The sequence below is a fragment of the Pseudomonas sp. ABFPK genome (genome assembly GCF_001586765.1).
Lineage (GTDB): Bacteria > Pseudomonadota > Gammaproteobacteria > Pseudomonadales > Pseudomonadaceae > Aquipseudomonas > Aquipseudomonas asiatica.
Genome location: NZ_LQXW01000034.1, coordinates 39,859 through 57,795, shown reverse-complemented (window position 1 = coordinate 57,795; position 17,937 = coordinate 39,859). Strand labels below are relative to the sequence as shown.

Below are 17,937 nucleotides of genomic sequence, written 5' to 3'. Positions count from 1 at the left end.
AATGCACGCCGCGCAGTGTGCGGCAGAAACACAAGGTGATCATGTGGTGAAGAAGACGCTGTTCCAATTGCACTGGTTCTTTGGCATCACCGCTGGCCTGGTGCTGGCCTTGATGGGTATCACCGGGGCCTTGTACTCGTTTCAGGAAGAACTGCTGCGCGCGCTGAACGCCGATGTCCTGAAGGTCGAGGTGCGCCCGGAGGGCGTGCTGCCCCCGGCCGAACTGGTCCAGCGGGTCGAGGCCCAGCAGCACGACAAGGTGGCAATGCTGTGGGTCGATGTACGCGAAGGCAACGCCGCACGCGTCTTCTTCACCCCACCACCAGGCGAGCGCCGCGGCCAGCTGCGCTATGCCGACCCGTACACCGGCGAACTCAAGGGAGAAGTGGCCGGGCAAGGCTTCTTCAACCTCATGCTCAACCTGCACCGTTTCCTGGCCACGGGCGACAGCGGCCGGCAGATCACCGGTGCCTGCACCCTGATGCTGGTGTTCTTCTGCCTCTCCGGCCTGTACCTGCGCTGGCCGCGCAAGGCGCTGGACTGGCGCACCTGGCTGACCTTCGACTGGGCCAAGAAAGGCCGCGCCTTCAACTGGGACCTGCACGCGGTGGCCGGCACCTGGTGCCTGCTGTTCTACCTGCTGTTCGCTCTGACCGGGCTGTTCTGGTCCTACGAGTGGTACCGCGAGGGCCTGAACAAGCTGCTGGCCGACGCGCCGATCGCCGGCCAGCAGCAAAAGCGCGGCGAAGGCCGTGGCCGCCACGGGCCGCAGAAAATCGACAAGAACGCCCCGCCGCTGGTGGTCGACTACGACGCAATCTGGGCCAACCTCAAGGACGCTGCAGGCCCGGGCCTGGCCATGTACAACCTGCGCCTGCCGCCGGTAGGCGGCCAGCCGGCCAACCTGTTCTACCTGCTGGATAACGCCGGCCACCCACGTGCCTTCAACACCCTGGTACTGGACCCGGCCAGCGGCCAGGTGAAAAGACATGACCGCTACACCGACAAGTCCTTCAAGGCCCAGCTGCTCCAGAGCGTCTACGCCCTGCACGTGGGCGAATACTTCGGCCTGCCGGGGCGCATCATCGTCACCATCGCCAGCCTGACCATGCCGCTGTTCTTCGTCACCGGCTGGCTGCTGTACCTCGACCGCCGTCGCAAGAAGCGCCAGGTACGTGCCGCCCGTGGCAACGTCACCAGCAACACTGCCAGCGGCGATAGCTGGCTGATCGGTTTTGCCAGCCAGAGCGGGCTTGCCGAACAACTGGCCTGGCAGAGCGCCGGGCAGCTTCAGGCCGCCGGCCTGCCAGTGCAGGTACGCGCCCTGGCAGAACTGGGTGAAAGCGACCTGCGCCAGGCCCGCCGTGCGCTGTTCGTGGTCAGCACCTTCGGCGACGGCGAAGCCCCCGACAGCGCTCGCGCCTTCGAGCGCAAGGTGCTAGGCCAGCCTTGGCCGCTCGACAACCTCAGCTACGCCCTGCTCGCCCTCGGTGACCGCCAGTATCCGCACTTTTGCGGCTTCGCCCGCCGCCTGCAGGCATGGCTGGGTGAGCGCGGGGCCAGCAGCGCATTCAGCCCGGTGGAAGTGGACAACGCCGACCAGGCCGCGCTGCAGCAGTGGCAGCAGGAACTGGCGCAACTGACCGGCGCCCAGCCAGTGGCCGCCTGGCAGCCGCCGAGTTTCGGCAACTGGTCGCTGGTGCGCCGCGAACTGCTCAACCCGGGCAGCCAGGGCCAGCCGGTGTACCTGCTGGGCCTGCGACCGGAGCAGCCCGCCAGCTGGGAAGCCGGCGACCTGGTGGAGATCCTGCCGCTCAACGGCCAGCCGAGGATCGACGCCTTCCTCGATGGCATGGCGCTGGACGCCGGGGCCAAGGTGCAAGTGAATGGCTTGGCCGAAACCCTCGCCCAGGCCCTGGCCGGCCGCCAGTTGCCGACCCGTCGCGATCACCTGGTCGGTTTGCAGCCGCAGGCGCTGGTCGACGCACTGGTGCCGATCGGCAGCCGCGAATACTCGATTGCCTCGATCGCCAGCGATGGCGTGCTGGAGCTGATCGTGCGCCAGGAACGCCATACCGATGGCAACCTGGGCCTGGGTTCCGGCTGGCTGACCGAATACCTGCCGCTTGACGGTACGCTAAGCCTGCGTTTGCGGCGCAACAGCAGCTTCCACCTGCCGGAAACGGCTGCACCGCTGGTGTTGATTGGCAACGGCACCGGCCTGGCCGGCCTGCGCAGCCTGCTCCGCGCGCGGGTGAATGCTGGCGAGCAGCGCAACTGGCTGCTGTTCGGCGAGCGTAACCGGGCGCATGACCTGCTGTGCGGCAACGAGCTGCAAGGCTGGCTGGACAACGGCGACCTGGCACGCCTGGACCTCGCATTTTCGCGGGACCAGGCCGAGAAGGTGTATGTGCAGGATGTGTTGCTGCAGCAGGCTGAAGAGTTCAAACGCTGGGTCGCGGATGGCGCCTGTGTGTATGTCTGCGGCAGCCTGCAAGGCATGGCTGCCGGTGTGGATGCGGCGCTCAACGGCATCCTCGGGGAAGCGGTTGTGCAACAGCTGATCGAGGATGGGCGGTATCGGCGGGATGTGTACTGATCGGAAACTGATGTAACCAGCACAGACTTCTTCGCGGGTAAACCCGCTCCTACAGGTACTGCACAGAATTCAAAAACTGTGGGGGGACCTGTGGGAGCGGGTTTACCCGCGAAGAGGCCGATACAAGCTGTCAGTGAAGCTCGAAGGTGTCGGCATCCAGGTTGGCCGGGAACTTGGTCCGGTAGGCCGCCAGCTCCGCCGCGCTCAACACCACGGTGAACACCCCGTCGGCCTCCCCGGCACTGAGCAGGCTCTCGCCCTGGAAGTCCAGCACCTGGCTGTCGCCAGAATAGGCAAAGCCCTTGCCGTCGGTGCCCACGCGGTTCACCGCCGCCACATAGCACAGGTTCTCGATACCCCGCGCCGGCAACAGGCGGTTCCAGTGCTGGCGGCGCGCAGCCGGCCAGTTGGCTGTGTACAGCAACAGGTCGGTGTCCTGGGCATCGCGGCTCCACACCGGGAAGCGCAGGTCGTAGCAGATCAGCGGGCGAATCCGCCAGCCCTTGAGCTCGAACTGCACCTGGCGCTCACCCGGGGTGTAATGCTTGTGCTCACCGGCCATGCGGAACAGGTGACGCTTGTCGTAGTGCAGGATCTCGCCATCAGGCCGAGCCCACAGCAGGCGGTTGCGGTGGCTGCCATCGGCGGCCTGGATGATCACGCTGCCGGTAATCACCGTGTTGTACTTCTTCGCCTGGGCCTTCAGCCATTTGTAGGTCGGGCCGTTTTCCGGCTCGCACAGGCTTTCCGATTGCATGGAAAAACCGGTAGTGAACATTTCCGGCAGGATCACCAGGTCCACTTCGCCTACCTGCTCCAGCAGCACTTCGAAGTGCGCATAGTTGGCCTCGCGGTCGTGCCAGGCCAGAGTGGTCTGCACCAGGGCGACTTTCAGATTCGGCAGTGTACTCAGATCGCGCATAGTTTTTCCGCTGCCTGACGCAGCGTCTCCTCTCGTTTGGCAAAGCACAGGCGGACCAGGCGTTGCTCGGGGATGGGTTGCTGGTAGAACACCGACACCGGGATGGTCGCCACGCCGTGCTCACGGGTCAGCCACAGCGACATGTCGACATCGTTCAGGTCCGGGCGGATCTGCGAATAGTCCACCAGCTGGAAATAGGTACCCGCCGTGCGGGTGAAACGGAACCGCGAGCCCTCCAGCAAGCCGCAGAACAGGTCTCGCTTGGCCTGGTAGAAGGCCGGCAGTTCATCGATATGCTCGGGGTGCTCGGCCATGAAATCGGCCAAGGCGCACTGCAGCGGGGTCACACCGCAGAAGTTGACGTACTGGTGCACCTTGCGCAGCTCGGCACTCAGCGCCGGCAGGGCGACCACGTAGCCGGTCTTCCAGCCGGTGACGTGATAAGTCTTGCCGAACGAGCTGACCACGAAGGCGCGCTGGTACAGTTGCTCGTGGGCCAACACGCTGGCATGGCGTACACCGTCATAGACCAGGTGCTCGTAGACCTCGTCGCTGACCAGGTAGATATCGCGGTCAGCGATAAGCCGGGCCAGTTGGTCCAGGTCTTCTTGGGTAATCAGCGCACCGCTGGGGTTGTGCGGCGAATTGAGAATGACCATGCGCGTGCGCGGGCTGAGGGCATCGCTGAACTTCTGCCAGTCGATGCGGAAATCGCCATCGCTCAGCTGTACATGCACGCAGCGCCCACCAGCCAGTTCCACGGACGGCTCGTAGCTGTCGTAGCAAGGGTCGAAGACGATTACCTCGTCACCGGCATGCACCACAGCCTGGATGGCGCAGAAGATCGCCTCGGTGGCGCCAGGGGTGATGGTCACTTCCTGGTCGGCATCCACCTGCGCGCCATACAGCCGCGCGACCTTGGCCGCCACCTGCTGGCGCAGGGCCGGCAGGCCGGTCATCGGCGAATACTGGTTATGCCCGGCGGCCACATGCCGGCCGACTGCATCGAGCAGCGCCTGCGGGCCATTGAAGTCGGGGAAGCCTTGCGACAGGTTGAGCGCGCCCGTCTGCACGGCGAGCTGGGACATGGTGGTGAAGATGGTCGTGCCGACATTCGGCAGTTTGCTGCGGATCATGGAGCCCTCTTTCCTGGGGTGTATCCGGCACGGGGTGGAGTCCGAGCATAGCGGATCGAGCGGTCAGGAAAAAGGTTGAAACAATAGGGGGATTTGCGCTGGATCAAAGGGCCTCTTCGCGGGTAAACCCGCTCCCACAGGTCCTGCACAGATTTCGAAAACTGTGGGTCCTGTAGGAGCGGGTTTACCCGCGAAGAAGTCGACGCGGAATCAGCGCTTGTCGCGGCGCTTCTTCTCGGCCTTCTTGTGGTGCGACATCAGGCGGCGCTTCTTGTTGACCTGGCGGTCGGTGAGGGTGTTCTTCTTGCCCTCGTACGGGTTCTCACCGCCCTTGTACTCGATGCGGATCGGCGTACCGACCAGCTTCAGCACACGCCGGTAGGTGTTCTCCAGGTAACGCGAGTACGACTTCGGAATCTTGTCGGTCTGGTTGCCGTGGATCACGATCAGCGGCGGGTTGGCACCACCAAGGTGGGCATAGCGCAGCTTGATGCGGCGGCCGTTGACCAGCGGCGGCTGGTGCTCGCTCACGGCATCTTCGAGGATCTGCGTCAGGCGGCTGGTCGGCCAACGGGTTACCGCCGACTTGAACGCGGCCTGCACCGACTTGTACAGGTGGCCCACGCCGGTGCCGTGCAGGGCGGAGATGAAGTGGATGTCGGCGAAATCGACGAAGAACAGCCGGCGCTCCAGCTCGGTCTTCACGTAGTCACGCTCGCCCGGCTCCATGCCATCCCACTTGTTCAGGGCGATGACGATGGCGCGGCCAGCTTCCAGGGCGAAGCCCAGCAGGTTCAGGTCGTGATCCACCACGCCTTCGCGGGCGTCCATGACGAAAATCACCACGTTGGCGTCCTTGATCGCCTGCAGCGTCTTCACCACCGAGAACTTCTCGACTTCCTCGTGGATCTTGCCGCGCTTGCGCACGCCGGCCGTGTCGATGAAGGTGTACTTCTCATCATCGCGCTCGAACGGGATGTAGATACTGTCGCGGGTGGTGCCCGGCTGGTCGTACACCACCACGCGCTCTTCGCCGAGCATGCGGTTGACCAGCGTCGACTTGCCGACGTTGGGGCGGCCGATGATGGCGATCTTGATGCCATCCTTTTCGCTCGGGCCCGGGATGCGCACCGCTTCCTCGCCTTCGGCGACTTCGGCGTCCAACGCTTCCTCGACCTGGTCGCGTGGCAGGTGGCCGAGCACGGCCTCCATCAGCGCATTGATGCCGCGGCCTTGGGAGCCGGCCACCGGGATGGCGTTGCCCATGCCCAGCGGCGAGAACTCGGCGCGAGCCACATCGGCGTCGATGTTGTCGATCTTGTTGGCAACCAGGATCGCTTCCTTGTTCCGCTTGCGCAGGTGCTCGGCGATCATCTGGTCGGCAGCGGTCATGCCGGCACGGGCATCGACCAGGAACAGCACATAGTCAGCTTCTTCGATGGCCATGAGCGACTGCTCGGCCATTTTCTCATCCATGCCCACTTCGTCACCGGTGATACCGCCGGTGTCGATCAGGATGAAGGAACGACCCTGCCAGGTGGCATCACCATACTGGCGGTCACGGGTCAGGCCCGACAGGTCACCGACGATGGCATCGCGGGTCTTGGTCAGGCGGTTGAACATGGTGGATTTGCCGACGTTCGGGCGGCCCACCAGGGCGATTACGGGAACCATTCGGCTCTCCACTCTTGAATTCTTGAAAATGCAAAGGCCGCTGCAAGGCAGCGGCCGGAGTTCGGGCGGCGTGTCCTACGCCGCGGCTTGAAGCCCGCCAAGGCTTCAAGCATAGCTTCAGCGGATGGTCAGTGCCTCGAGCTTGCCGCTGTTGCCGAAGACGTAGATGGTGTCGCCGACCACAAGTGGGCGGGCGCGCAGGCCATCACTGTCGATACGCTCACGGCCGACGAAGCGGCCATCGACCTGGCTCAGCAGGTGCAGGTAACCCTCGAAGTCGCCCACCGCCACGTAGCTGGAGAACACTTCAGGCGCGGTCAGCTGGCGGCGAGCCATGGTGTCGTTGGTCCACAGGGCGCTGGACGAGCGCTCGTCGACGCTTTCGACAGTACCGGAAGCTTCGCTGACATAGACGTTACCGTAGCCCTGGGCGACACCCACGTAGCTGGAGGCATCACGCTGCCACAGCACGCGGCCGCTTTCCAGGTCCAGGCCCGCGACGCGGCCCTGGTAGGTGCTGACGTACAGGGTACCACCCGACAGCAGCAAGCCGCCGTCGATATCGACCACGCGGTCCAGCTCGGAACGACCCTGCGGGATTGCCACACGGCTTTCCCACACCGGCACGCCGTTGTTGATGTCCACCGCCACCACCTTGCCGGTGGACAGGCCGGCGACGGCCAGGCGATTGGTGGCGATCGGTGCGCCGGTGCCACGCAGGGTCAGCACGGCCGGGGTGTTTTCGTAGATCCAGCGGCGGTCGCCAGTGGCGGCATCCAGGCCGATCAGGCGATCGTCCTGGGTCTGCACCACCACCACGTCACCGTTGTTGGCAGGTGGGGCCAGTACTTCGCTGGTCACGCGGGAGCGCCAGCGCTCCTCACCGGTGCTGGAGTCCAGGGCGATGACTTCACCCTTGAGGGTACCGATCATGACCAGGCCGTAGCCCACACCGACAGCGCCGGAAACCGGCAGCTCGAGGTCCTTCTTCCACACCACGTCGCCGGTGATGCGGTCGAGGGCGAAGACTTCGCCGTTGACGTCGGAGGCGTAGATACGGTCGTTCTCGATAGCAGGTACGAGGGTATTGTAGGTCTCGCCCTGGCCGTCACCGATCGAACGGCTCCACTGCTTTTTCAGCACCACTTCCTCGGTGAACTTGGTCAGCTCGGCCGGAGGCAGTTCCTTCTTGCTGTTGCTGCTGCAACCCGCGGCCAGTACGGCCAGGGTCAGCACTGCTGCATGTTTCCAACCGATCACTTACGCGTCCCCTTTGGCCAAGTCATCCAGCTTCAATTGCAGGCCACCGACCGCCGCCTCATCGGACAACGCAGCCTTGGCTTTCTCGTAAGCGCTGTGCGCGTCGTCGGCGCGACCCAGTTGCACCAGCAGGTCACCTTTCAACTCTTCGCGGCTGGCCAGGAAGGCTTTGTCGGCGTCGCCGTCGAGCAGCTTGAGGGCATCCTCGGCCTTGTTCTGGGCGGCCAGCACACGAGCCAGGCGCTGACGCGAAATCTCGCCCAGAGTGGCATCGGCCGGCTTGTCCAGCACGCTCTTCAACTCGGCAGCAGCGTCGTCGAGCTTGCCGCTCTCGACCGCGACCTTGGCAACGAACAGGCTGCCGTACTGGGCGTAGGCGGTACCGCCGAACTCGCTCTTGAGCTTGCCGGCCAGTTCCGCGACCTTGGTCGCGTCAGGCTGGCCAGTCGGCGTCAGGCTGGTCTCCAGCAAGGCCTGGTACAGCTGCGAGGCACCTTGCGACTGATTGTTCTGGTACTTGTGCCAGGTATTCCAGCCCAACACCACCACGCCAGCCAGCAGGGCACCGGTCAACAGCGGCTTGCCGTTGCGGTTCCACCAGTCCTTGACCCCTGCCAGTTCATCATCGGTACTCGACACCCCAATACTCCTTTTCGCCTATTCGCTTGTTGAACCGCGTTACGCCTGCGCGATCGCGGTTTCCAGGTGCTCAGCCAGAGCATCCCAGGCAATGTTCTGTTGTTCGCCCTGACCACGCAGGGGCTTGAAGCCGATCTCTTGCTTGGCCAGTTCGTCGTCACCGAGGATCAGGGCGAACAGCGCGCCGCTCTTGTCGGCTTTCTTGAACTGGCTCTTGAAGCTGCCACCGCCGGCGTTGACTGCCAGGCGCAGGCCCGGCAAGCGGTCGCGCAAGTTTTCGGACAGGCGCAGGCCGGCCAGCTCCGCCTGTTCGCCAAAGGCGCACAGGTAGACGTCGATCTGGCGGCTGATGGACTCGGGCACCTTGCCAAGGGTTTCCAGCAGCAGGATCAGGCGCTCGATGCCCATGGCGAAACCGACGCCCGGGGTCGGCTTGCCGCCCATCTGTTCGACCAGGCCGTCATAACGGCCGCCGGCGCAGACAGTGCCCTGGGCGCCGAGCTTGTCGGTGACCCACTCGAACACGGTCTTGCTGTAGTAGTCCAGGCCACGCACCAGCTTGGTGTTGATCACGAACGGGATGCCAGCAGCGTCCAGGCGAGCCTTGAGGCCCTCGAAGTGCATGCGCGACTCTTCGTCCAGGTAGTCTTCCAGCTTCGGCGCGCCGACCAGCACCGCCTGGGTGTTCTGGTCCTTGCTGTCGAGAATGCGCAGCGGGTTGCTCTTCAGGCGGCGCTGGCTGTCTTCGTCCAGTTGCTCCAGGCGCGCCGAGAGGAACTCGACCAGCGCATCACGGTAGCGTGCACGGGCTTCGCTGGTGCCCAGGCTGTTGAGCTCCAGCTTGACCGCGTCCTGGATGCCCAGCAGGCCCCACAAGCGCCAGGTCAGCATGATCAGCTCGGCGTCGATGTCCGGGCCATCCAGGTTGAACACTTCCACGCCAATCTGGTGGAACTGGCGGTAGCGGCCCTTCTGCGGGCGCTCGTGGCGGAACATCTGGCCGATGTACCACAGTTTCTGCACCTGGCCGTTGCCGGTGATGCCATGTTCGAGCACGGCACGCACGCAGGCCGCGGTGCCTTCGGGGCGCAGGGTCAGCGAATCGCCGTTGCGGTCCTCGAAGGTGTACATCTCTTTTTCGACGATGTCGGTCACTTCACCGATGGAGCGCTTGAAAAGCTCGGTGAACTCGACGATCGGCGTGCGGATCTGGCTGTACCCGTAGGTGTCCAGCAGGCCGGCCACGGTGCCTTCGAAGTAGCGCCACAGCGGCGACTGTTCTGGCAGGATGTCGTTCATGCCACGGATGGCTTGCAGCGATTTGCTCACGAAAAGTCCTTACGAATTCTGTGTGTCAGCCACGGACGATCAGCGCCGCGTCGGCTTCGGCCTTTTCGGCCGCTTTCTGGCGGATGAGCTTTTCCAGTTCATCGACCAGGTTGTCGTTGGTCAGCTTCTGCGCCGGCTTGCCGTCGATGTAGATCAGGTTCGGCGTGCCGCCGGTCAGCCCCACATGGGCCTCCTTGGCTTCGCCCGGGCCGTTGACCACGCAACCGATCACCGCCACGTCCAGCGGCACCAGCAGGTCTTCCAGGCGCCCTTCCAGCTCGTTCATGGTCTTGACCACATCGAAGTTCTGCCGCGAGCAGCTCGGGCAGGCGATGAAGTTGATGCCACGCGAGCGCAGGTGCAGCGACTTGAGGATGTCGTAGCCGACTTTCACTTCTTCGACCGGGTCGGCCGCCAGCGAGATACGGATGGTATCGCCAATGCCTTCGGCCAGCAGCATACCGAGGCCGACAGCGGATTTCACCGTCCCCGAACGCAGGCCACCGGCTTCGGTGATGCCCAGGTGCAGCGGCTGCACGATCTGCTTGGCCAGCAGGCGGTAGGCTTCGACGGCCATGAACACATCGGATGCCTTGACGCTGACCTTGAAGTCCTGGAAGTCCAGGCGGTCGAGGTGCTCGACATGGCGCAGGGCCGACTCGACCAGCGCCGCCGGGGTCGGTTCGCCATACTTCTTCTGCAGGTCCTTTTCCAGGGAGCCGGCGTTGACGCCGATACGGATCGGGATGCCCCGGTCGCGGGCGGCATCGACCACCGCGCGTACACGGTCTTCACGGCCGATGTTGCCCGGGTTGATGCGCAGGCAGTCGACGCCCAGTTCGGCCACGCGCAGGGCGATCTTGTAGTCGAAGTGGATGTCGGCAACCAGCGGCACGCTGACCTGCTGCTTGATACGGCCGAACGCCTCTGCAGCGTCCATGTCCGGCACCGAGACGCGCACGATGTCCACGCCGGCATCGACCAGGCGCTGGATTTGCGCCACGGTGGCGGCCACATCGTTGGTGTCGGTGTTGGTCATGCTCTGCACCGCGATGGGGGCATCACCACCCACCGGTACATTGCCGACCCAGATTTTGCGGGATTCGCGACGTTTGATCGGAGATTCGCCGTGCATGATTACTGTCCCAACTTCAGGCGAGCGGTCTCGCCACTGGTGAACGGGGCAACATCGACGGCCTGGCCGTTGTAGCTGACCTGGGCGCCACGGGCAAAGCCCAGGCGTACCGAGAACGGCGGCTTGCCGGTCAGCTCGAGGTTGTCCCCCTTGCGCTTGATGGCGCTGAACAGCACCTTGCCGTTGCCGTCGGTGACCTGGGTCCAGCAATCGGCGACGAACTGGATGGCGACCTTGGCGCTGCCAGCCGGCACTGCGGCGGCGGCAGGCTCGGCAGCGGCCACGGCCGCTACAGGTGTAGCAGGTGCAACAGCCGCCGGGGCCGGGGCAACCGGTGCTACCGGCGCAGGCGCGGCAGCAGGTGCGCTGGCGATCGCTGGCGCAGGCGCCTGCTGGGCCGGTGTCGGTACTACGGCAGCGGTATCGGCAGGTGCCGGGCTTGCCGGTGCCGGTACGGCGGCGGCAGGCTGCTCGGCTGCGCCCTGCTCAAGCGGCAGCGGCGCACTCTCCGGCTGCTGGTCAGCGGAAACAGCCTGGTCTTCAGGCTCATCGAGCGGGTGAATCTGGGTGGTGCCGTCGGCGCTTTCGACTTCGACGTGCTCCAGGGCAATCTTGGCCAGCTCCTTGCCACGCAGGCTGCCCTGGTCCTGCCACCAGACGAAGCCGCCGCCGACCACTGCCACCAGCAGCAGCAGGCTGACGCCACGCAGAATGTTGTGCGACAGGCGCACGGGCTCTTCGATACGGCCCAGCGAGTGCACATCGCTGCCTTTGGCGTGGGTGCCGGTGTAACGGTCGAAGGCGTCCACCAGGGCAGCCTGGTCCAGGTCCATCAGCTTGGCATAGGCGCGGATATAACCACGGGCGAAGGTATGCCCCGGCAGCTTGTCGAAGGCGCCGGTTTCCACGTGGTTCAACGAACTGACAGTGAGGTTGAGCTTGCGGGCCACCTCGGCTTGTGACCAGTCCCGGTTCTCACGGGCCTGACGCAAAAGCTCACCGGGGTTCTGGCCAGGCGCTACTGCTACTTCGGGATGCGCGGCTTTCATCGTTGCTCCGACAGGTATTGCTGATATTCCGGCGTACCGGGATAAAGTCGTTGTAATTGCTGGCCCAGCTCGGCCAGTGTGCCTTGCTCGTCGAATACCCTGGCAAGGCGGCTGCCCAGCAGCAGGCTACGGGCATCGTGGTCGCTCAACTGGCTGAAACGATCGTAGTAGTCCCGGGCCGGCACATAATGCCTGTTTTCGTAGGACAACTCAGCCATTTCCAGCAAGGCTTTCGGCTGCCGCTGGTTGAGTTGCAGAGCTTTCAGCAGATACGCATGCGCCTGGTCGCGGCGCTCGAGCTTCAGGGCGGTCAGGCCCAGGTTCTCGTAAACGCGTGAGCGCTCAGGATACAGGGTATCGGCGCTGGCAAGGCGAAACATCTGCTCGGCCTCGGCAAATCGGCCCTGAGCATAAAGGAAACTGCCGTAATTGTTGCGAATTCGCGTGTCGCCGGTGCGTGCCTTCAGCGCCTTGCGGAAGTGCGTTTCGGCCAGCGCGGGCTCGCCTTCGGCCTGAAAGACCAGCGCCAGGGCGGCGTGCGCATCGGCATCACCACCATCCAGGGCCAGGGCCTTGCCCAGCGGCGCCTTGGCCTGCTCGGTCAAACCCTGTTGCAAATAACCCAGCCCAAGCTGCACATAGGCCCGCCCCGCCTCTGCCCTGCCCTGACGGCTGGCCAGGGGGTCGCCCGCGCCGCCCGACACGCAGCCGGCCAGCAGCGAAAGCGCAAGGATCGACAGCGCGGCGCGCAGGCTCATGGGCAAGGTCCCGGTCAGTGGCTGGCGGGGCTGTCTTGCAGCTCGGCGTCCGCGGACAGCTGGCGCACAGCGATGTAGCGCTCGCTGCGGCGGGTGCGGTCGTTGACCTGGCCGACCAGCTGACCACAGGCAGCGTCGATGTCATCACCACGGGTGGTGCGGGTGGTGACGTTGAAGCCACCATGGTGCAACAGATCCTGGAAGCGGCGAATGGCGTTGTTGCTCGGCCGCTCGTAGCCCGAGTGCGGGAACGGGTTGAACGGGATCAGGTTGATCTTGCAGGGTACGTCGCGCAGCAGCTCGATCATTTGCGCAGCATGCTCAGGCTGGTCGTTGACGTCCTTGAGCAGGGTGTACTCGATGGTCAGCACGCGCTTGCCACCCAGGGTGGACATGTAGCCCATGCACGATTCCAGCAGCATCTTCAGCGGGTACTTCTTGTTGATCGGCACCAGCTTGTTGCGCAGTTCGTCGTTCGGTGCGTGCAGCGACAGGGCCAGCGACACGTCGATGTGCTTGGCCAGCTCGTCGATCATCGGCACCACGCCCGAGGTGGACAGGGTGACGCGACGCTTGGAAATGCCATAGCCCAGATCTTCCATCATGATCTTCATGGCGGCGATGACATTGTCGAAATTCAGCAGGGGTTCGCCCATGCCCATCATGACCACGTTGGTAATGGCGCGGTCGATCTTGGCCGGAACGGTCCCGAAGGATTTGTTGGCAAGCCACACCTGGCCGATCACTTCGGCGGCGGTGAGGTTGCTGTTGAAGCCTTGCTTGCCGGTGGAGCAGAAGCTGCAGTCCAGGGCACAGCCGGCTTGCGACGACACGCACAGGGTGCCGCGATCGTCGGTGGGGATGTAGACGGTCTCGACGCAGCTGCCGGAGGCAACGCGGACCACCCACTTGCGGGTACCATCGGCGGAAATGTCTTCACTGACCACTTCCGGGCCCCGAATCTCGGCAACGGCCTCGAGCTTTTCGCGCAAGGCCTTGCCGACATTGGTCATGGCGGCGAAATCGTCGACGCCATAGTGGTGAATCCATTTCATGACCTGACCGGCACGAAAACGCTTCTCTCCGATCGACTCGAAGAATTTTTCCATTTCCTGCAGGGTCAGGCCCAACAGGTTGATCTTGCCAGTCATGTCACTCATGGAATCACCCAAGACCTGCTTCGCTTAGCGAATGCGGTCGCACAGCTCGGTAGCGGAGAAGAAGTAAGCGATTTCGCGGGCAGCCGAAGCTTCCGAGTCGGAACCGTGAACAGCGTTTTCGTCGATGGAAACGGCGAAGTCAGCACGGATGGTGCCGGCAGCAGCTTCTTTCGGGTTGGTGGCGCCCATCAGCTCGCGGTTGGCCAGAACGGCGTTTTCGCCTTCCAGAACCTGAACGATGACCGGGCCGGAAGTCATGAAGGCAACCAGATCACCGAAGAAGCCGCGCTCTTTGTGTTCGGCGTAGAAGCCTTCGGCTTCGGCCTTGGACAGTTGCTTCATTTTCGAAGCGACGACGCGCAGGCCGGCTTTCTCGAAACGAGTGGTGATCTCGCCGATGACGTTCTTGGCAACGGCGTCAGGCTTGATAATGGAGAAAGTACGTTGAACAGCCATGGAAAACTCCAGAAAAATGAGTGTTGCGAAAAATTAAACCCGCGAATTATACGCGGGTTCCAGGGGATTGCCTAACCTGCAGGACGCGTTCAGTCGGCTTCTTCGATCCAGGCCGCCTGGATGGCCTCGAGCACTTTCTCACCGCCGCGTGACGGATCGTCGCTGAATTCTGGCAAGGCCAGCACCCAGCGGTGCAGATCGACGAAATTCACATAACGAGGATCGACTTCCGGCTTGCTTTCTGCAAGCTGGATGGCGATCTCAAGTACATCAATCCATTTCAGGCTCATGGGGTAAACCTCAGTGCGGCGCTTCGGCGGCGTGGTTGAGCGAATACTTGGGGATCTCGATGACCAGGTCCTGGTCAGCGACAACCACCTGGCAGCCGAGGCGCGATTGAGCCTCCAGGCCCCAGGCCTTGTCCAGCATGTCCTCTTCCAGTTCGTCGGCTTCTTCGAGCGAGTCGAAGCCCTTGCGCACGATGCAGTGGCAAGTGGTGCAGGCCTTGACGCCGCCGCAGGCGCTTTCCATCTCGATGTGATGGTCGTGGGCCAGCTCCAGGATGTTGGTCCCGGGCTCGACTTCCACGGTCAGCCCTTCGGGGCAGAACTTCTCGTGCGGCAGGAATGTCACCAGCGGCATCGGTTACTCCTCGATCTCATTCAGGTTGCGCCCGGCCAGTGCGGCTTTGACCGTCGAATCAAGGCGACGGGCGGCAAATGCGTCGGTCACCTGCGACAGACGCTTGGTCTGTTGCTCGATGGCTGCGCCATCGGTGCCGGCCAGCAAATCACGTAGTTCTTGCATCTGGAATTCGATGGCGTCGCGCTCGTCACTGCTGAGCAGGCGCTCGCCGTCGGCGTCCAGGGCGCCCTGTACCGCTTCGAGCAGGCGCTCGCCGTCAACCTGGTGCTCACGCAGCTGGCGGGCCTGCTTGTCGGAACCTGCGTGTTCGAAGGAGTCCTTGAGCATGCGGGCGATTTCGCCGTCGGTCAGGCCATAGGACGGCTTGACCTGGATGCTGGCTTCCACGCCCGAGCCCAGCTCGCGTGCGGCGACGCTGAGCAGGCCATCGGCGTCGACCTGGAAGGTGACGCGGATCTTTGCCGCACCGGCGACCATGGCCGGGATGCCACGCAACTCGAAGCGCGCCAGCGAGCGGCAATCGCTGATCAGCTCACGTTCGCCCTGCAGCACGTGGATCATCATGGCCGACTGGCCATCTTTATAGGTGGTGAACTCCTGGGCACGCGCCACCGGGATGGTGGTGTTGCGCGGGATCACCTTCTCCATCAGCCCGCCCATGGTCTCAAGGCCAAGCGACAGCGGGATGACATCCAACAGCAGCAGTTCGCCACCTTCGCGGCGGTTGCCGGCCAAGGTATCGGCCTGGATGGCGGCACCGATGGCCACCACCTGGTCGGGGTCGATCGAGGTCAGCGGGGTGCGACCGAACAGTGCTCCGACGGCTTCACGCACACGCGGTACGCGGGTCGAACCACCGACCATGACCACGGCGCTGACTTCTTCCAGCTCGATACCACTGTCACGCACGGCGCGACGGCAGGCCTTGAGGCTGCGGGCGACCATGGGCTCGATCATGGCTTCGAAGCCAGCGCGGCTCAGCTCGCCCTGCCAAGTGCCATGGCTGACGCTGACCACGTCGGCGTCGGTCAGGGCTTCCTTCGCGGCGCAGGCGGTCTGCAACAGTGCGCGCTGGGTGGCCGGGTCCAGGTCGGATGACAGCCCGGCCTGCTCGATGATCCAGCCAGCGATGGCGTGGTCGAAGTCGTCACCGCCCAAGGCGGTATCGCCACCGGTGGCCAGCACTTCGAATACGCCGGCAGTCAGGCGCAAAATGGAAATGTCGAAGGTACCGCCGCCCAGGTCATAGATGGCCACCACGCCTTCGGCGTTCTGGTCCAGGCCATAGGCCACGGCAGCGGCGGTCGGCTCGTTGAGCAGGCGCAGCACGTTCAGGCCGGCCAGGCGCGCAGCGTCCTTGGTGGCCTGGCGCTGGGCATCGTCGAAATAGGCCGGCACGGTGATAACCGCACCCACCAGCTCACCACCAAGGGTGGCTTCGGCACGCTCGCGCAGCACCTTGAGGATATCGGCGGACACTTCCACCGGGCTTTTCGGCCCCTGCACGGTGTCGATGAACGGCATGTGCGACTCACCGCCAACGAAGCGGTACGGCAGCTGCTCGCCCAGTTGCTTGACGTCGGCCAGGCCGCGCCCCATCAGGCGCTTGACCGACAGCACGGTGTTCAGCGGGTCGCTGGAAGCGGCATCGCGTGCAGCCTGCCCCACTTCGTTGCGCCCTTCGAGGTAGCGCACCGCGGACGGCAGAATGACATTGCCCTGCGCGTCGGGCAGGGGCTCGCTACGGCCGCTGCGCAGTGCGGCGACCAGGGAGTTGGTGGTACCCAGGTCGATCCCCACCGCCAGGCGGCGCTGATGCGGCTGAGGGCTTTGACCGGGTTCGGCAATCTGCAGTAGGGCCATGCTTATCTGAATACCTTAGGTGCTATCACGGGCAGCACCGGGTTAATCGTCGAGGCGCTCTTCCAGTTGGCGCACTTCTTGGGCGAGCTTGTCGAGGAACTGCATGCGGCGCATCAGGCGTTCGGCCTTGTCGCGCTCGCCTGGGGCGTCCCAGCAGGCGGCAAAGTCCTCGTTCAGCGTGTCCTGGGCGACCTTCAGGCGCTTCTTGAACACGGCCACGCCATCGAGGTCGGCTTCGTCCTGCAGTTCTTCGAGCTCTTCACGCCACTGCATCTGCTGCAACAGGAAGTCAGGGTCGTGGACCGTGACCTCCTGAGGCACTTCGTGGCCGCCGATGGCCAGCAGGTAGCGGGCGCGACGCGGCGCACTGCGCAGTGTCTGGTAGGCGTCGTTGAGGGCCGCGGACTTTTCCAGCGCCACGCGCTGCTCGCGCTCGGAGGCGTCGGCAAAGCGGTCGGGATGGACTTCGCGGGCCAGCTCGCGATAACGAGTGGCCAGCTTGTCGAGATCCAGGCGGAAGCTTGGCTGGAGGTCAAACAATGCGAAATGACAAGGAGTACCCACAGCCAGCCTCAAACGTTGAAGCTTTCGCCGCAGCCACACTCACCGCGCACGTTGGGGTTGTTGAACTTGAAGCCTTCGTTCAACCCTTCCTTGACGAAGTCCAGCTCGGTGCCATCGAGGTAGACCAGGCTCTTGGGATCGATGATCACCTTGACGCCATGGTTCTCGAACACCTGGTCCTCGTCCGCCAGCTCGTCGACGAACTCCAGCACGTAGGCCAGGCCCGAGCAACCGGTGGTGCGCACGCCCAGGCGAATGCCTTCGCCCTTGCCGCGCCCTTCCAGGGAACGCCGCACGTGGTTGGCGGCGGCTTCTGTCATGCTGATAGCCATCAGGACTCCTTACCTCGCAACAGGCGACTTAGATCAAGCCTTTCTTCTGCTTGTAATCGCGAACGGCTGCCTTGATGGCATCTTCGGCGAGTACCGAGCAGTGGATCTTGACCGGCGGCAACGCCAGTTCTTCGGCCAGCTGGGTGTTCTTGATGGTTTCGGCTTCGTCCAGGGTCTTGCCCTTCATCCACTCGGTGGCGAGGGAGCTGGAAGCGATGGCCGAACCGCAGCCATAGGTCTTGAACTTGGCGTCTTCGATCACGCCCTGCTCGTTGACCTTGATCTGCAGGCGCATCACGTCACCGCAGGCCGGGGCGCCGACCATGCCGGTACCGACGTCCGGGTCTTCGGCGTTCATCTTGCCGACGTTGCGCGGGTTTTCGTAGTGGTCGATGACCTTTTCACTGTATGCCATG

General features: G+C 63.9%; 18 protein-coding genes. 1 reads left to right on the top strand and 17 read right to left on the bottom strand.

Annotated features, from left to right (window positions below; genetic code table 11):
• The first annotated feature begins 43 nt into the window (after nt 1-43).
• The gene (locus tag WM94_RS19485) at nt 44-2,599 is read left to right on the top strand and encodes a sulfite reductase flavoprotein subunit alpha (RefSeq protein ID WP_061551928.1); all 2,556 of its coding nucleotides are present in this window, start codon (nt 44-46) and stop codon (nt 2,597-2,599) included.
• A gap of 130 nt (nt 2,600-2,729) precedes the next feature.
• Here WM94_RS19485 and WM94_RS19480 read toward each other — a convergent pair whose 3' ends face one another.
• The 17 genes from WM94_RS19480 to iscU all read right to left on the bottom strand — a co-directional run bounded on the left by WM94_RS19480 (nt 2,730) and on the right by iscU (nt 17,936).
• Entirely contained in the window at nt 2,730-3,521 is a 792-nt protein-coding gene (locus tag WM94_RS19480) for an amidohydrolase (protein ID WP_061551927.1), read from the bottom strand.
• Entirely contained in the window at nt 3,509-4,657 is a 1,149-nt protein-coding gene (locus WM94_RS19475; RefSeq protein WP_061551926.1) for a pyridoxal phosphate-dependent aminotransferase, read from the bottom strand. Before WM94_RS19475 ends, WM94_RS19480 begins: the two co-directional genes overlap by 13 nt.
• Before the next feature lie 210 nt (nt 4,658-4,867).
• Nucleotides 4,868-6,331 carry a ribosome biogenesis GTPase Der gene (gene der, locus WM94_RS19470; protein ID WP_013971029.1) on the bottom strand — a complete coding sequence of 488 codons (1,464 nt, stop codon included), beginning with the start codon at nt 6,329-6,331 and terminating at the stop codon, nt 4,868-4,870.
• A gap of 117 nt (nt 6,332-6,448) precedes the next feature.
• Nucleotides 6,449-7,591 (bottom strand): outer membrane protein assembly factor BamB, encoded by a 1,143-nt coding sequence (bamB, locus tag WM94_RS19465; RefSeq protein WP_013971028.1) that lies wholly within the window; start codon nt 7,589-7,591, stop codon nt 6,449-6,451.
• Complete coding sequence (locus WM94_RS19460) at nt 7,592-8,230, bottom strand: tetratricopeptide repeat protein (RefSeq protein ID WP_013971027.1); 639 nt, start codon at nt 8,228-8,230, stop codon at nt 7,592-7,594.
• Between the two features lie 39 nt (nt 8,231-8,269).
• The gene (gene hisS / locus WM94_RS19455; RefSeq protein ID WP_061551925.1) at nt 8,270-9,559 is read right to left on the bottom strand and encodes a histidine--tRNA ligase; all 1,290 of its coding nucleotides are present in this window, start codon (nt 9,557-9,559) and stop codon (nt 8,270-8,272) included.
• 25 nt (nt 9,560-9,584) lie between these two features.
• Nucleotides 9,585-10,694 carry a flavodoxin-dependent (E)-4-hydroxy-3-methylbut-2-enyl-diphosphate synthase gene (gene ispG / locus WM94_RS19450; protein WP_003257869.1) on the bottom strand — a complete coding sequence of 370 codons (1,110 nt, stop codon included), beginning with the start codon at nt 10,692-10,694 and terminating at the stop codon, nt 9,585-9,587.
• A 2-nt stretch (nt 10,695-10,696) separates the two neighbouring features.
• On the bottom strand, nt 10,697-11,743 hold the full coding sequence (locus tag WM94_RS19445) for a RodZ domain-containing protein (RefSeq protein WP_061551924.1): 1,047 nt from the start codon (nt 11,741-11,743) through the stop codon (nt 10,697-10,699).
• Nucleotides 11,740-12,501, bottom strand: coding sequence for a type IV pilus biogenesis/stability protein PilW (gene pilW, locus WM94_RS19440; RefSeq protein ID WP_013971023.1), 762 nt, complete (start codon nt 12,499-12,501; stop codon nt 11,740-11,742). Before pilW ends, WM94_RS19445 begins: the two co-directional genes overlap by 4 nt.
• A gap of 14 nt (nt 12,502-12,515) precedes the next feature.
• Entirely contained in the window at nt 12,516-13,661 is a 1,146-nt protein-coding gene (gene rlmN, locus WM94_RS19435) for a 23S rRNA (adenine(2503)-C(2))-methyltransferase RlmN (protein ID WP_013971022.1), read from the bottom strand.
• 24 nt (nt 13,662-13,685) lie between these two features.
• On the bottom strand, nt 13,686-14,117 hold the full coding sequence (ndk, locus tag WM94_RS19430; protein WP_013971021.1) for a nucleoside-diphosphate kinase: 432 nt from the start codon (nt 14,115-14,117) through the stop codon (nt 13,686-13,688).
• 89 nt (nt 14,118-14,206) lie between these two features.
• Nucleotides 14,207-14,407, bottom strand: a complete 201-nt coding sequence (gene iscX / locus WM94_RS19425) for a Fe-S cluster assembly protein IscX (RefSeq protein WP_003257859.1) — start codon at nt 14,405-14,407, stop codon at nt 14,207-14,209.
• Between the two features lie 10 nt (nt 14,408-14,417).
• The gene (gene fdx, locus WM94_RS19420) at nt 14,418-14,759 is read right to left on the bottom strand and encodes an ISC system 2Fe-2S type ferredoxin (protein WP_025337773.1); all 342 of its coding nucleotides are present in this window, start codon (nt 14,757-14,759) and stop codon (nt 14,418-14,420) included.
• Between the two features lie 3 nt (nt 14,760-14,762).
• On the bottom strand, nt 14,763-16,625 hold the full coding sequence (hscA, locus tag WM94_RS19415) for a Fe-S protein assembly chaperone HscA (protein WP_015269013.1): 1,863 nt from the start codon (nt 16,623-16,625) through the stop codon (nt 14,763-14,765).
• A 42-nt stretch (nt 16,626-16,667) separates the two neighbouring features.
• Nucleotides 16,668-17,189, bottom strand: a complete 522-nt coding sequence (hscB, locus tag WM94_RS19410) for a co-chaperone HscB (protein WP_015269012.1) — start codon at nt 17,187-17,189, stop codon at nt 16,668-16,670.
• Between the two features lie 8 nt (nt 17,190-17,197).
• Nucleotides 17,198-17,521 (bottom strand): iron-sulfur cluster assembly protein IscA, encoded by a 324-nt coding sequence (gene iscA / locus WM94_RS19405; protein WP_003257854.1) that lies wholly within the window; start codon nt 17,519-17,521, stop codon nt 17,198-17,200.
• 28 nt (nt 17,522-17,549) lie between these two features.
• Entirely contained in the window at nt 17,550-17,936 is a 387-nt protein-coding gene (gene iscU / locus WM94_RS19400; protein WP_003248539.1) for a Fe-S cluster assembly scaffold IscU, read from the bottom strand.
• Between the last annotated feature and the right edge of the window lies 1 nt (nt 17,937).